14 protein-coding genes and 1 pseudogene are annotated in these 14,045 nt (G+C 70.0%); 6 read left to right on the top strand and 9 right to left on the bottom strand.

Annotated elements, in window-relative coordinates; translation table 11 throughout:
- Positions 1 to 154: 154 nt before the first annotated feature.
- The 5 genes from I5Q34_RS33490 to I5Q34_RS33470 form a co-directional block, all read right to left on the bottom strand.
- Positions 155 to 691: a GNAT family N-acetyltransferase gene (locus tag I5Q34_RS33490; RefSeq protein ID WP_199896266.1), complete on the bottom strand. Its 537-nt coding sequence runs from the start codon at positions 689 to 691 to the stop codon at positions 155 to 157.
- Positions 692 to 791: 100 nt separating this feature from the next.
- Positions 792 to 2,654 carry a TniQ family protein gene (locus I5Q34_RS33485; RefSeq protein ID WP_199896265.1) on the bottom strand — a complete coding sequence of 621 codons (1,863 nt, stop codon included), beginning with the start codon at positions 2,652 to 2,654 and terminating at the stop codon, positions 792 to 794.
- On the bottom strand, positions 2,647 to 3,915 hold the full coding sequence (locus tag I5Q34_RS33480) for an AAA family ATPase (RefSeq protein ID WP_199896264.1): 1,269 nt from the start codon (positions 3,913 to 3,915) through the stop codon (positions 2,647 to 2,649). Before I5Q34_RS33480 ends, I5Q34_RS33485 begins: the two co-directional genes overlap by 8 nt.
- Positions 3,893 to 6,157, bottom strand: coding sequence for a DDE-type integrase/transposase/recombinase (locus tag I5Q34_RS33475; protein WP_199896263.1), 2,265 nt, complete (start codon positions 6,155 to 6,157; stop codon positions 3,893 to 3,895). The genes I5Q34_RS33480 and I5Q34_RS33475 overlap by 23 nt, the downstream gene beginning before the upstream one ends.
- Positions 6,154 to 6,978 carry a TnsA-like heteromeric transposase endonuclease subunit gene (locus I5Q34_RS33470; RefSeq protein WP_307811787.1) on the bottom strand — a complete coding sequence of 275 codons (825 nt, stop codon included), beginning with the start codon at positions 6,976 to 6,978 and terminating at the stop codon, positions 6,154 to 6,156. Before I5Q34_RS33470 ends, I5Q34_RS33475 begins: the two co-directional genes overlap by 4 nt.
- A gap of 288 nt (positions 6,979 to 7,266) precedes the next feature.
- Between I5Q34_RS33470 and I5Q34_RS33465 the strand changes: the two genes are divergently transcribed.
- The 6 genes and pseudogenes from I5Q34_RS33465 (at position 7,267) to I5Q34_RS33440 (ending at position 10,189) form a co-directional block, all read left to right on the top strand.
- The gene (locus tag I5Q34_RS33465; protein WP_199896262.1) at positions 7,267 to 8,055 is read left to right on the top strand and encodes a hypothetical protein; all 789 of its coding nucleotides are present in this window, start codon (positions 7,267 to 7,269) and stop codon (positions 8,053 to 8,055) included.
- A 367-nt stretch (positions 8,056 to 8,422) separates the two neighbouring features.
- Positions 8,423 to 8,761, top strand: a complete 339-nt coding sequence (locus I5Q34_RS33460) for a hypothetical protein (RefSeq protein ID WP_199896261.1) — start codon at positions 8,423 to 8,425, stop codon at positions 8,759 to 8,761.
- A 16-nt stretch (positions 8,762 to 8,777) separates the two neighbouring features.
- Positions 8,778 to 9,065, top strand: a complete 288-nt coding sequence (locus I5Q34_RS33455; protein WP_199896260.1) for a hypothetical protein — start codon at positions 8,778 to 8,780, stop codon at positions 9,063 to 9,065.
- A 75-nt stretch (positions 9,066 to 9,140) separates the two neighbouring features.
- Positions 9,141 to 9,375 (top strand): annotated as a pseudogene (locus tag I5Q34_RS33450) (hypothetical protein).
- Positions 9,375 to 9,647 carry a hypothetical protein gene (locus tag I5Q34_RS33445; protein WP_199896259.1) on the top strand — a complete coding sequence of 91 codons (273 nt, stop codon included), beginning with the start codon at positions 9,375 to 9,377 and terminating at the stop codon, positions 9,645 to 9,647. The pseudogene I5Q34_RS33450 and the gene I5Q34_RS33445 overlap by 1 nt, the downstream one beginning before the upstream one ends.
- Positions 9,648 to 9,664: 17 nt before the next feature.
- The gene (locus I5Q34_RS33440; protein ID WP_234429920.1) at positions 9,665 to 10,189 is read left to right on the top strand and encodes a hypothetical protein; all 525 of its coding nucleotides are present in this window, start codon (positions 9,665 to 9,667) and stop codon (positions 10,187 to 10,189) included.
- Here I5Q34_RS33440 and I5Q34_RS33435 read toward each other — a convergent pair.
- The 4 genes from I5Q34_RS33435 to I5Q34_RS33420 all read right to left on the bottom strand — a co-directional run bounded on the left by I5Q34_RS33435 (position 10,141) and on the right by I5Q34_RS33420 (position 13,051).
- Positions 10,141 to 11,064, bottom strand: a complete 924-nt coding sequence (locus I5Q34_RS33435; RefSeq protein ID WP_199896258.1) for an IS3 family transposase — start codon at positions 11,062 to 11,064, stop codon at positions 10,141 to 10,143. The two genes, I5Q34_RS33440 and I5Q34_RS33435, sit on opposite strands and share 49 nt — an antisense overlap.
- A complete protein-coding gene (locus I5Q34_RS33430) occupies positions 11,052 to 11,360 on the bottom strand; it encodes a transposase (protein WP_199896257.1) in 309 nt (102 codons plus the stop codon). Before I5Q34_RS33430 ends, I5Q34_RS33435 begins: the two co-directional genes overlap by 13 nt.
- An 846-nt stretch (positions 11,361 to 12,206) precedes the next feature.
- A complete protein-coding gene (locus I5Q34_RS33425; RefSeq protein WP_199896256.1) occupies positions 12,207 to 12,584 on the bottom strand; it encodes a hypothetical protein in 378 nt (125 codons plus the stop codon).
- Positions 12,581 to 13,051, bottom strand: a complete 471-nt coding sequence (locus I5Q34_RS33420) for a transcriptional regulator (RefSeq protein ID WP_199896255.1) — start codon at positions 13,049 to 13,051, stop codon at positions 12,581 to 12,583. The genes I5Q34_RS33425 and I5Q34_RS33420 overlap by 4 nt, the downstream gene beginning before the upstream one ends.
- Between the last annotated feature and the right edge of the window lie 994 nt (positions 13,052 to 14,045).

Below are 14,045 nucleotides of genomic sequence, written 5' to 3'. Positions count from 1 at the left end.
TGAGCCGAAGCACGATAGTTGTCACATAGGCAGGCTTGTTGTCACCGGTGATGTTGCGGGCCGTTGCCGATGCGACTTTTCTAGCAAGGTGACACTTGGCCGAGTTGGTTGACACCGGCCCAGTTGAAGTGCGGGGCAGGCCGAGTGCTCAGTCTCACCGTGCCTCGGCGGTCACGGCCCAGCGCTCGTGGTCCCTCCACTCGCCGTTGATGAACTGGAAGGCGGCTGAGTAACCCTCACGCTGGAAGCCCAGGCGTTTGACGAGGTTCAGCGACGAGGTGTTGTCTGGCTGGATGTTCGCCTCCAGCCGGTGCAGTTCCAGCTGGTCGAAGGCGAGCTTGATCACGAGCTCCAGCCCTTCGGTCATGTAGCCATAGCCCATCGTGGAGGCGTAAGCGGTATACCCCAGAGTTCCGCTCTGTAGGGTGCCCCGGACGATGTTGTTGATGTTGACGCCACCCACGATCTTTCCGGTGCTGCGCAGGCAGATCACGAAGCCCTCATGGGTGGGCTGTTCGAACCGCTCAAGGTAGCTCTCGAACGCTTCCACCGTGTTCTCGCGAGCACCCAACCAGCGGCGAAGCATCTCGGCGCTCTCCTGAGCCAGCACTGTGAGCTCGGCGTAGTCCTGACTGCCGACGTGGCGTATGGCTACTCGCGGCCCCTGACCGAGGTAACTGGTTCTTGTCATCGGGGAATCCTAGCCAGCCTGCTCAGACGCACCTTCGATGGCTCGCGAACCCCGCAAGATCCACCGAGCAGCCCAGGTCAGCCGATCGCCCTGGTGTCAGCTATCTCGAAAAGTCGCAGTCGATGGCCTTGGCCAGTTGCTCGGCGTGGGCGTCAAGGAGCGGCTTGAGCGCGCGGTAGTAGGGCTGGTCGTCCGCTCTCCGGAGCCAGTGGAAGACGTTGTGCCGCTGCCGGTTCCAGGCCCAGCGGAGGTCGGGGTCGTGGGCGATGTGCGGCGGGCAGGGCGCGAAGTCGGGCTCGCCCTCGGTGACGCGGGTCCAGATGTAGGCGCTGACGGCCAGGCGCCTGCGGTCGTCGCTGATGGGCTTTCGACGGCTGGTGAGGACCGGGAGCTGGGCGAGTATGTGCTGCCAGTTCTCGGGTTCCAGCGTCCAGGTGGCGAGGGCCTCACGTCGGCGTTCGTAGTCGATGACGGGGCCTGCGAGGAGTTCGACGGTGATGGCGTCGAGGGCTTGTTCGAAGTCGCGGGCTGTGCCGCGGGTGCGGAGGTGGCGGTTCAGCAGCCGTGTGTAGCCGATCATCTTGTCCGGGGTGTTGATCCCGAGCAACTGGGCGGCTTCGTTCAGGCCGCCGCCGCGTGCGCGCCGGACCAGGAAGACCGAGGCACTGCGTCGGCGCATCTTGGGGGTGATGTCCGAGAGGAAGTGCAGGTGGCGTTCGGCGAGGGCTTGGGGCAAGCACGCGGGGACGTGTTCGGGCCGGAGGCCGACGCCGGTGGAGGGGAGTCGGAGTCCGCCTTTGCCGGTGCGCCGGAAGGTGGGAACGATCGTGTCGGCGGCGAGCTGGAAGCGCTCGGAGCATCCGCTGCGGTGCTTCTTGAAGCTGTTGTCCCAGATCAGGTGCCGTGTGGGCGGGATTCCGCTGCGGGTGCGGTTCTCCTCGGGCGCGAGCGAGGAGAGTGCTTCGTGCAGGTCGTCGGCGGCCAGGATGCGGTCGGTGACCTGGAGGATGCCGGCGCAGGCGAGCGCGTCGACGGGTGCCGCGTTGGAGCGGTAGGGACGGGAGTCGGTTCCCTCGTGGATGGCGAGGTGCCGGTCGACGGCCGCGGCGAGTTGGCGGGTGGTGCCGATCGCCTGGATGCGCGGCCAGGAGATCATGACCAGGCTGGCGAGCAGGATGAGTTCGGTGAAGTACTGCTGTGCTTTCCGTTTCGGCCGGCCCGGGCGGAGCAGGCCGATGATCTTGTTTTGGAGTGCGAGCAGGGCGGGTCCGGGCCGGTGATGGTGCAGTGGGTCGTGCGAGAGCGGCGCCCCGCAAGGGGCGCCGGGCCGACTGGTCGGGACGTCCTGGGTCGTGGAGGACCGGCAGTGGGCGGGGTGGACCCCGGTGGCGGCGGGTCGGGGGAACAGCTGAGTTCTGCTGCTGTAGTTGATCGGCTTGTGGCAGTGGGGGCAGAGGTGTTCCAGGAACACCTTGTGGAGCGGGCAGGCGAAGACGACGGGCAGACGCCAGAGGATCTGCCAGGGCCCGCCGTGGGCGTTCTGGATGTCTGAGCCGTCGCCGGCGAGGCAGCGGGGGCAGTAACGGGCGGTGGTGGCGAATAGCCATCCGTCCGTGTGCATGGAGTAGACCTTCCCGGCCCGGACGTCGTCGAGGCTGCGGGCCGCCGGCGGGTAGCGGGAGGCGAGGGGTTCCAGCGTCATCGCGCGGATCTCACGGGGCTTCAGCCGGGTTGTGGTGGCGAAGCGGTTGATCTCGGCTGGGGTCAGCAGCGTCGAGAGTGATGCTCGGGCTCGCCCGAGCCGGTCCTGTTCGGTCAGGCCGGTCAGCCGGGCGAGTTCGTGGGGCGAGATGTGCAGGCGGTGGGCCAGACGCAGGGCGAAGCCGGTCAGGGACTCGCCCTCCAGCGGGTCGAGGCTGAGTCCGAAGGGCCGTAGCCCGGTGCTCGTGGTCGCGTCAGTCACCTGCGGCCGGCCTGTTCCCGCGGTCGTCGAGGACCGTGTTGCGTCCGCGTCGGCGGCGGGGCTTGGACTTCGTGGGAGGTGCGATGTTCTGCGGGATGTCGGGGACCTCGCCGGCCCCGGGGTCGAGGTCGTTGAGGTTGCCCAGGTGGATCGTGGTCTTCGCGAGCAGTTCCGGGGTGAGTCGTTCTTCGCCGGTGAGGATCGCTTCGGTGCAGCCGTCCTCGATCAGGCGTCGCAGCAGGCCGACGACGCCGCGGGTGCGGCCGAAGAGGTACTCGGGCATCTCACCGGTGGTCAGCATGCCCTTGAAGGAACGCAGGAGCCGCAGTTGGTCCTCGATGCCGGCCAGGTGGTCGAGGAAGGCGGTGATGCCGGCCGGGGTGGAGTAGTCGAACGGGTCGAGATCGACCATGTCGAACCGGCGGCCGGTCTGCGTGGCGGCTGCGGAGTTGTGCCTCCTGCCCCGCTCGTTTTCGGGGAAGATCCACTGTCCGGTGCGCTGGTCGACGTAGGCGCCGCGCAGGAGTCCGGAGCCGGGGATGTCCACGCCGATCAGGACGAGGGTGACGTTGAGGTCCATCAGTTCGCGGATCAGGTCGAGGGTGTCCTGGTCGTCCTCGCGGTGCAGTCGCAGCCGGGTGATGTCGTCGATCAGCAGGGCGGTGGTGTGATGGTCCCGGATTGCGTCCCGGACAGCTCTGACCAGGTCGTCCAGGGTTCCGGGGTGCGGGTTGCCGTAGACGTTCAAGATCGCCTTGCAGAGTCCCTTGGGTGTCGCGCGGACCGGCAGGCGGCAGTAGGCGACAGGCACGAACACGTCCCGGGTGCCGGGGGTGGGGCCGGGCAGCAGCTGGTGGTGGACCTCGCGCCAGACGTCCTCGAAGGACGCGGCCGCGTCGCAGGCGGTCTCGGTCTTGCCCTGGAACCCGCCGCCGTTGATCATCAGGCCGTCGCGGGTGCCGGGCATGAACTTCACCGCGTTGTTCTGCAGCCGCCCGCGCATCAGATTCGCGACGCGTGCGCTCATCGGCGTCTCCTGCAGCCGCATGTTGACGTGCGTCGCGGTGCGGTGCAGGTCGTGCAGGGCCCGCCGCCGGGGGCTCAGGCTCTGGTGCTCGGCTGGCGTCAGACGCGGTGCGGGCACGAACGTGCCGCGGATCTTCCGCCACTGCTGCCAGCCCTCCCAGCGGGTGCGGTCCGGCGGCGGACCGGCCCGAAGGAACGGGACGACCGCGTGCTCATCCGGCATCGTCTGGTCCACCACGGTCCTCCTCCAGGTCGTCCTCGGGCAGGACGAACACGTTGCGGGTGCGGAAGCTGTGGCCCAGTTCAGGCGGCGGGGCCGGCGCAGGCCGGGCAGCCTCCCGCCGCCGACGTCGTTCGGCGGCGACTGCTTCCTGGGTCTGGCGGGCCCGGCCCGGCCAGCTCAGCACCTTCGCCGCCGCCTCCTGCCCGCCCGGTGTGACGGGGTTCGCGGCCCGGACGGGTGGGGTTGGTGGCCGGTCGGCGTGGGCGGCCTGGGCCTGGTGCGTCTCGCGCGCGTGCTCGACGCGCTGGGACTTCTTCATCTGGGTCGGCCACTTGCTGACTGGGATCGTGGAGCCGATCAGCTCCAGCAGCACGGGCAGCAGTTCGGCGTGCGACTTCGGCTTCAGGCCGGCCGCGTCGGCTTTCCTGATCAGGTCGCTGGCCCGCGTGTCCCCGAAGGCTGGCATCTGTCCGGCCTGTGGCATGCCCGTCCAGGGCAGCGGGTGCCAGTCGTGGGTGACCGGGTCCTGGAAGAAGACCTGGCGCCGGTCGCGCGGGTCGCGGCGGATGACCCATTTGCCCTTGTGCTTGCCGCCCCGCCTCGATAACTCGCCGCGGTAGTCGCCCAGGACGTCGGGCTCGTCATACCAAAGTCCGCGGATCTTCACCCCGCGGCGCTTGTCGATGCGGACGTAGTGGGCGGGCAGCAGCTCGTAGAACAGCTCGGGGGAGGGGATGTCCATTGCGAAGCCGGTCTGCGCGAACGACGCCGCGAACAGCGAGTTCGGGCTGTGCGAGCCGTCCGGGTCCCAGGCCGGGGCGTACTCGCCCAGCTTGCGCTTCTGCCAGACCCCGACGATCCAGGTGGCGATCAGGTGCTCGAGCTGGTCGGCCGTCAGCACCGCGTCGGCGGCCGGGTCGACCCCGCGGTCGGCGACGTCGACGCCGGTGTAGCCGACCAGGTGCTCGAACAGCAGCTGCCGGATCACGCCGAACGCCCGCTCGACGGCGGCCTTGTCGGTCGGCCGCAGCACCCGCGCGGGCAGGACGTTGCAGCCCAGCACCCGCTGTACTTCGACCAGGTGGTGGTTGCGGTAGACCGATCCGTGGTCGGTCGTCACCGTCTCCGGCGTGAAGAACGGCAGGCCGGCCACCGGGTGTCCGGCGAACTCGGCCACCACCGCGGCCGGGAGACCCGGGTAGGGCCACTCCAGGTCCTCGTTCCAGTCCGCCCGCATCGGCAGCGGCATCGTCACGTCCCGCAGCACCATCGCGACGTCCACGGAGGTGTCGGAGACCAGCGTCAGCCGGAAGGCGACCAGCGAGTGCGTGCAGACGTCCAGGGCCAGGGTGAGGTGCATCTTCACCGGGTCGCCGAAGACGCCCTCGCGGACCATGACCGGCAGCACTGTGGTGTCTAGCGCGACGACCTGGCCCGGCCGGTGCACCAGGACGTGCCCGTCCTTTTCCGGCAGATCAGCTGACCTCGCGTAGCGCTGCCGGGCGCCGCCGGGACCGAACCACTCCTGCCAGAGCCGGCGCAGGGTGTCGTAGCTGGGCACCTTCGTCTCCGGCCCGAACGTCTCGCGGACGTACTGGCGGATCATGCGGTCCTTCGTCCGCATCGACACCTTCGCCATCCGCTTCGTCTCCTCGCGGACCGCGAAGACGGCCTCGCGCACCTCCTCCGACGCCGTCCGCGTACCGCCACCCGACCGCAGCCAGCGGTCGTCCGCGCAGCCGGCCAGCCCGAACCGGCGGCGGGCGTTCTCCCAGCGGATCAGCGTGCGATAGCCCACCGAGCCCAGGCCCAGCAGCTTCGCGTGATGCGCGTCCAGGGCCGCCAGCTCCGCCACCTTCGCGAGCCGGCGACCGGTCAGCGTGGTCGTGGCCGGGTCGTACTCGGGCTTCGGCTCGCCCGGGCCGGGACGCAGCGGGTCGCCGGAGCGGAACCCGGTCGCCACTTCCAGCAGGTGGGCCATCCGCAGCTCGGTGAGCTCGCGCCGGCCCTCCTTCAGATCCCGAGCCACCTTGTGCTGCCGGCCCCGGTCGGCCCCCGCGGCGGACGTCCGTGAGGACGAGCGGCACTGCGGATGGTTCGCCAGGAACCTGAAGGTCACCCGCTCCCGCGTGCCGTCGTCCCTCACCAGCTGGACCCGCCCCAGGTGCGGCTCGCGCCGCTCGACCGTCCACTCCCTGCCGTCCAGCACCAGCCCAGCACCCGGCGAAAGATCCAGCACCGCCGCCGCGGTCACCGCCCCGCCTCCCCGCCCGGCACGACAACCGAGCCGTCTCCCAGCGGGCTGGCCAGGTCAACTCCCAACTGCCTCGACCACAGCAGGTGCAGCAGCTCGGCCCGCGCGACCGGCTCACAGCCCGTCGCCGCCGCGAGCTCCCCGAACCTCCGCCCGCCTGCGGCCTCGGCAAGCAGCACCGGCCGCAGGCCCAGCGGATCGGACCGCAGCCGACGTCGCGAGGCCAGCGCGTCCAGCCCGGCGAAGGCGTACTCGCGCCAGCGGGCGGCGACCGTGTAACGCCAGCCGCAGGCGACGGCGACCTCGGCGGCCGCGGCGAACGACTCCCGGTCCGACTCCTTGATCAGAGCCTCCGGCCGTACGTCGATCAGCCAGACACCGTGACGGGTCACCGCCAGGTAGTCCGGGGTGTGGCTGCGGCGCCTCTCTCCGGTCTCGAAGGAGATCTTCATCGGCTGCGAGACGACGTCGACGACGTCACCGGCGAAGTCCAAGGCCAGCAGAACGCGGCCCTCCTCCATGCTCTCCGCACCATGGTGGCGGCCGGTGCTGGTCAGGAACTGCAGGCCCGGACGGTGCCGCTGATCCCGGCGCCAGGTGAAGTGCCGCATCGGATCGCTCGAGAGCGCCGGCTCCTGTACGAGGTCCTGTACCGAGCCGGACGCGTCGTCTCCATCAGCCCGCCACGAGACCGTCCACCGCCTCGTCCATCCGTCCCGCAGATCAAGCCCGATCCTGCCCGCGTCGATGTTCACCGACACGAACAGGTCCTCCCAGCTGCACTGATGCGACCAGACAGCCACCGCGTCAGCGGCTTCCACTGCCCTCTCCGGCCCAACGCGTTTCACCGCCATGGCCTTATGGAATCGCCCGCGAGATCCAGTGGCTTGCGATCTTCGCTACTGGTGACAGAAAGGCTGCCGACTGAGCATTTGTGACAAGTCGCGTGCCTCACTGGTGACAACCCGGCTGCTTCGACCGGTCTCATTCACCAGCTCAACCCGCTCTTTCGGTGACAACTACTGAGCTTCGGCTCAGTATTCGACGGGCCGCCGCAAGCGCTCAGGCGGTGCCCGCTCCGAATTCCGTACTCCGAATCGAGGACGAAGATGACCACGCCCTGGCCGCCCCGGCGTACCGTGCGCCCTCTGCCCGCCCCGCGCGTAGCCGCGCCCCGCGAGCCGGTCGACCCCGCCCGCATCGGCCGGCGGGTGGTGCGCCGCCGCGCGAAGGGCATGGACGCCGACGCCGTCGCACGCGCCCTCGCCGACGCCCGCTTCCAGGCGCGGCAGGACTCGCGGCACGAGGACCTGGCCGACGACGTCCGCGGCCCGGCGGAGCTGAGGGAATGGGAGCGCATCGAGCAACTGCTCGCCGACGCGGCGCCGGGCACCGTGTACGACCCGGACGCCGACGACGTCGTCCAGGCCGAGCTCGCCGCCGAAGCCGAGGACGCCGCCGCGCGGGAAGCCGCCGTCCTCGAGGCTCAGCGGGTCGCCGCCCGCGCCGACGAGCTCCGGGCGCTGCGCGAGCTCGGCACGCTCGAGCAGACCGAGCCCCGCGATGGCGACGAAGCCGCCCGGGATGAACTCACCCGCCGCGCCGGCCCGTACGTCCAGGCCGACGTCGACGCGTGGCTCGCCCGCGCCCTGGCCGCGCACCGCGGGCACTACGCCGATCCGACCGCCCGCCAGACCGCTGCCGGTCTCCTGCCGCAGCCCGTCCTCGCCCACGCCGCGCTGCTGTCCGCGCTCGCCCGTCTCGTCCCGGCCGCCGGCATGGACGAGCTGGCGTTCGCGGCCCGGCTCGCCACCGCCCACCCCGAGGCCACCGCTGGCCTCGCCGCGTTCCTCACCCGCGCCACCGAGCCGGCCGACACCGACGGGGGCCCGGCATGACCCACGCTCAGGAGCCCCGAGGTCGTCGCGGTCTGACATGAGTCCAGCGCCGTCGGCCAGCACTACGAGGAGCTCCTCGTCGACAGCACCGTCCACGCCTGGACCGAGCCCCCCGATCCGCGTGACACCCCTCCCGGCACGGTGATGCGGTAGCTGTTGCTGCTCAGCCGGTTTGTGCCGTCGGCCGCCGGACCCAGCAGGGCGCCCGAACCTGGGTCTCTGGGTCCTGGGTCCGCTGTTTTCCCTGGTCAACGGCGACCGCGCCGGTACCTGGGTCCTGGGTCCTTGGGTCCACGCTCCATCCGTACGGAACGTAACCGCCGCGATCGGTCCCGGGCGAGCCGGCGGGCGCGGAAGAATCCCCGGGGTGAGCATCGACAGCACCACCGCCGCGTTCTACGCCCAAGCTCTGCAGAGCACCGTCGGCGACCCGAGCCGCTGCACCGTGCCGTGGGGCGTGTGCCCCGAGCACGGCGGCACCCTCAAGTCCCGCGCGCGAGGCACCGGGGGCTTCGACTCCTGGTGCACCGACCCCATCCGCTTCAACGTCTGGCCGTACGACCGGCTGGACGCGGCCTGCACTGAGCCGGCCACCCACACCGTCCAGGCCGACGACGGCGACCGCTACGTGGTCTGCAACGGCCACGCCCTGGCCGCCCGCACCCAGATCACCGACGGCCAGGTCCTCCCCGGCCTGCCCGCCTGAAAGCCTGGGAGGAGCGATGACGCAGCATCCCTACCAGGTCGTGGCACGGTGCACCGACGCGTCCCACCCGGGCGCCACCACCCTGATCTACACCACCCACGCCGCCTCGATCGAAAAAGCCGCGGCGAAGGTACAGGCGCTACGCCTGGCCAAGATGACTCCGGGGCTCTACCGCATCGTGCAGGTGACGGAGCGGGACCCGGAGTGCACCTGTGCCGACCCCGGACTCGGAGGGCAGTGCGCCGGCGAGCCCTGGTGCCTCAAGGTGGAAGGAGCCGCGGCCACCCGCCCCGGGCCTGAGTGAAGCGGAGCGGTCCCCAGGACCGCCGTGCGGCCGATACCGTGGTGGCACACGCCCGTTCGCGCCCTGGAGGCCCCGATGAGCGAACAGCCGGCCCCCGCCAACACCGCCGCCCGGCAGCAACTGGACCCCGCGGCCGCCGACGCGGTGCGCGCGTACGCCGCCCGCACCCGGGCCAACGCCGACCAGTTCGCCGCCGTCCTGGAGGACATCGCCGCCAACGGCCTCCTCGGCGGAGGACTGCATCCCGTGGGAGGACCTGCGCGAGGCCCACCTCGCCCGCCTGGCCGCCCAGCGCCCGGCCGTCGCCTGATGGCCCCACAGCACGGCCCACGCCGCGCCCGGATCACGTTCTCCGACTCCGCCGCCAAGCAGCTCGAGCACATCACCAGCGAGACGGAGATCCACGCCCTGGACCGCGCCCTGGTCGTCGTCTCCGTCGACCCCGACGTCGGCGAGCCGATCCCCGGTGACACCGCCGGCCCCCAGCTGCGCCAGTACACCGACGAGGTCGAACGCGTACGCCTCCTGTACTGGGTCACGGCGCTTCGTACCGTGGTCGTCGTCGCCTACATCGAGGTCTGACCGGCGAAGGAGCCGCTGTGCCGTCGATCGTTCAGGAGCTCTCCGGCCACCGCGACCTCGGAGGGCTCCGCACGGTGGTGGAGTGCCCCTTCAAGGCCACCGTGCTCCGCGAAGGCCCTCCGCAGGTCTCGGGGCCCGGCGCGGCCTGGCTCGCGTACCTGTGCCCCGTGCACACCGTGGACCTGGACGGATGGCCCGGCGCCGCCGACCACCCGGACAACGGAACGATGCCGTGCGGCACCGTGCTCGACTACCGCTCCGACGAACAGCGGCTCCAGTCCCACGCCGACCTGTGGCTGACACCGCTGACCGGCATCGATCCGGCCGCGTACGGCGGCGTGTGGGCCGACTTCCTCGACCAGGCCGACCGCGTGCTCCTTGCCCGCGTCGACGAAGCCGCTGCCGCCGGCGAGGACAGTCCGCTGCAGAACATGCTGGCGATGATGGATGTGGCCCGGCGGACTGTCAATCCCCTTGATCCGTGGAGTCCTTTCTATGCAGCCAGCCCCACGGTGGGGTCGGCCCAGTACTCGTGCTCATAGTCGGTCGGGCTCTTGAACCCGCAAACGCTGTGCAGCCGCCGGGTGTTGTAGAAGCCGGTGATCCAGGTAGCGATCCTGATGCGGGCTTCTGCGCGGGTGCGGAAGTGGTGCCGGTGGACGTACTCGACCTTGAGCACGCTGTTGAACGCCTCGCTCACGGCGTTGTCGAAACAGGACCCGACCCGGCCCATGGACTGGAAGACGCCCAGTTTCCGGCAGGCCCGGGCGAACTTCGCGGACGTGTACTCCTCGCTGCCGCGGTCGCTGTGGAAGATCACCCCGCGCACATCACCGCCCCGCGTGGCGGCGGCCATGTGGAGCGCGGCCACCACCAGGTCCGCGTCATGATGCGTTCCTGTCGCGTACCCCAGCAGGCGCCTGGAGTACAGGTCGATGACCGTGGCCAGGTAGAGCCTGCCCTCATCGGTGGTGATCTCGGTCATGTCCCCGGCCCAGACGAGATCGGGCGCCGGGGCGGTGAAGTCGCGCCGCACGCGGTCGGGGGCGGCCGGCCGCTTCCCCGGGCGGGTCAGGCCGCGACGCCGCCGTACCACGCGGGCCACCAGGCCCGATTCCGCTATCACTTGCGCGACCGTGTTCACCGACAGCCTCCACCCGGCCCTGGCCAGCTCGATGAAGATCCTCGGTGATCCGTAGGTGCCGCCGGACTCCTCGAAGATCCGCCGGATCTCGTCCCCGAGCCGGCGTCGCCGGACCTCACGCGGGGTCGGGGGCCGGTCCCGCCACTTGTAGAACCACGACTCGCTCACGCCCAGCGCGCGGCAGGAAACCTTGTGAGGGATGCCATGCCCGGTCCTGTTGTCGCTGATCACCCCGGCCACGGCGGCCGGGTCCGCCACAGCTACTTCACCCACAGGACCATGCAGCGTTTGAGGACATCACGCTCCATCACCAGCTCCTTGTTGTCCCGCCTGAGCTGGGCGTTTTCCCGCCGCAGACGCTCAAGTTCTTCCCGTTCGCCCGACCTCGGCCGACCTGCGGCCACCCCGTCCGCCCCGGCCCTCCTGGCCCGTGACACCCAGCTCGCCAGCGTCGTCTCGTTGATCCCCAGGTCCCTCGCGACCTCGGCGAGCGGCCTTCCGGTCTCCGCCACGATCCGCACCGCACCCTCACGAAACTCCGGCTCGAACTTCCGCCGCTTCTCCGCCATGACCCTCACTTACCCCTCTGGTCATGGACTCCACGCTACGAGGGGAGGGACAGACCGCAGCTCAAGGCGATCTCGGGGTGGCGGCAACATCCCTTGCGTACTGCGAGACCCTCGCCTCATACCTGTAGCTGCTGCTCGCTGCTCCGGCCCGCTGCTCCTGGCGCTGCTCGTGCTCCTGGTCGTGCTGCTCCTGGTGCTGCATGGTGACTCCGAAGGCAGCGCAGCATTCGCACGACCCAGTCGGCACACGGGTGCTGCTCGTGCAGCAGGGCTGGCCCCGGCGGTTGCAGCGGAGGGCAGCAGCGTTGTGCGGCTCTGCGAGCTGGCGGCTGCATAACATCGCAGTTCTGCCATGTTCCGTCCGAGATCTATGCACGGCTGCTGCATGGTCAGAGCCCACTGACCCACAACACCGTTGTGTGGCGCTGCTGCCACGTTTTGGTGGCAGCAGCGCCACCGTACGAGGCGATGGCCTGCCGCTTTCCCCTCCAGGGGAACGATGTACGCGCTGCTCGCGGCGGGCTCCGCTCAACACGGACTTTGTTCGGTTCCTCCAGAACATCTCGGTAGCACTAGCGAAACGGACGCCGCGCCGCGCACGCCGCTGACGTGGGTAAACGCGTGGCAGCAAGGAGGGTTTCCCCTGGAGGGGAACGATGTATCGCGGTGGCCTCTTGGTCCAGCGCTGTCGCAGGTCAGCGTGTTCGGGAGAGGCCCTGAAGCGGCGCTGGAAGGCCGTCCTAGCTGCGGTTTCCCTCCTGGGGGAACGATGTATCGCTCTGGGCTGCACGCATGAGAACGGCGCCGCACCGTGGGGTGCAGCGCCGTGGCGCCCAGCCGGGCGGGTCAGGAGGCGTGGAGGTGCCGGACGGTCGCCAGGGGCGCGTCGGCGTCGTCTTCGGGCTCGGGTGCCGGCGGTAGGCCCGTGGCCCTGGTGCCGAGACGGTAGAACTTCACGCCGACGGCGGTGTAGGCGAGCTGGAGCCAGCCGTTCTCGGCGAGCCGGCCGATGCTGCGCGAGGCGCTGGTGGTGCTCAGGCCGACCAGCCTGCCGATGTCCGTGGCGGTGCTGCGCACCGGGTCGCCCATCGGGACGGCCGTGGCGAAGAACATCAGGACCTTGAGGTCGGCGCCCTGCTTGAGCTGGGAGCGAAGGAGGAGGTCGTTGAGCTCGGCGGCCTCCATGAAGCGCGGGGCGAGCGGCTCGGCGATCTGCGTGGTCATGACGCCTCCTTCTTCTCCGGCGGGCAGGTGGTCGACGGGTGGCGCGCGTGCTGCGTGGCGTGCCGCTGCTGCCCCGAGGAGCCGTCGTAAGCGGCCCGCGGGTTCAGCTTGTAGAACTTCACCCGGCCCACCTTCTCCGCCTCCAGGAGGTAGCCCCCACGATGAAGGTTACCCACGGACTTGCTCACCGCGTTCGGACGCAACTCCAGGTCGACGCCGATCTCGCGGAAGCTCATCCGCAGCGGCTCGTCCCCTGGCGGCGAGTTGAACAGGTAGAAGCCCCAGACCAGCTTGTCGTTCTTCGTGTACCCGCTGTCCTTCGCGTACAGCGCCGCGCCCAGCTTCTTGCTGGCGTTGACGTGCCGGCCGCCGCCGCTCCACGCGAAGGGCTTGTCGTTCTTGTCGAGCAGCTCCAGCTGGAGGTACTCGCCGGTGGCAGTGTTCGCTGCTGGCCTTGCCCGGCCCATACCGCTCCTCACCTCGGGCTTTCCCCTGGAGGGGAACGATGTACGCGCCCTGACCGTAGTGGGCATTTCCCCTGGAGGGGAACCCGCCACGCCGAATCCACCTCGATCGGACACCTGATCATTTCCCCTCCAGGGGAAATGTGCGTCCCGATCTGACATTCAAATAGCCCTCAGCGATACATCACATGGCCACTGAGCTGCGACGATGCATGATCGCTCTATACGCATCTATCCCGCCGTCGCCGGGTGCCGGCCGGACCCGACGTGGCTGAGGTGGCTTCGCGTGCGGCTCTGTGGGCTCCGCGCGGGTCGTGGTCGGCGCCAGCGGCTCTGAGTCTCGGGTGGTGCCGACCGTGACGAACAAGCACCAGGAGCAGGGGCCGGCCTCCGTGGCGGGTTCCGCCGCCCGGCCCTGGGGGCCGCTCGGCTCCGGCACCTCCGCACGCCGGAATTCGAGCTTTCCGATATCTGAGGTACCGTTCTGTGGCTCGGGTCCGCAACTTCCCAATTCGTTATTCCTCGCGTAAGTGGTGGAAACCGAATTCCGAGGCTGACCTCGCATCAAAAGCCGCGCCCCGCCCGGATGGTTGGGGGGTGTCCCGTGTTTCCGCCAACGGTACATGCTGCATCAACCCGATGCACGTAGTACACTAGAACCCACACGAACGAGCGACCCCCACCCTCGTAGCCAGCCAGGCCCGCGCCAGCGGGCCCCAAGGGACTGGAGGCGCAGCCGGAAGGACCGTCAGGCGGGGGAGCGCAGCGGACCCGCCGGGAGCGCCCCACGCTCCCCCAACTCCCGTACTGGAAGCCCCACAAGCCGCACCGTCAGGACCCGAGCGGCCCGGCCGCGCACCGCGCGGCCAGCCGGGCGCGCAGCGGCCGGCCCCACTGCCTCCAGGAGCGCAGCGGAGGGAGGCGCCCACGCTCCGCGTGGGCGAAGGGAGCGCAGCGACCGCCTCGCTTGCACATCGCGCAGCGATGTGGTACCCGC

Source organism: Streptomyces sp. AV19, from assembly GCF_015999245.1.
GTDB lineage: Bacteria > Actinomycetota > Actinomycetes > Streptomycetales > Streptomycetaceae > Streptomyces.
This window is presented reverse-complemented; position numbering and strand designations above follow the sequence as displayed.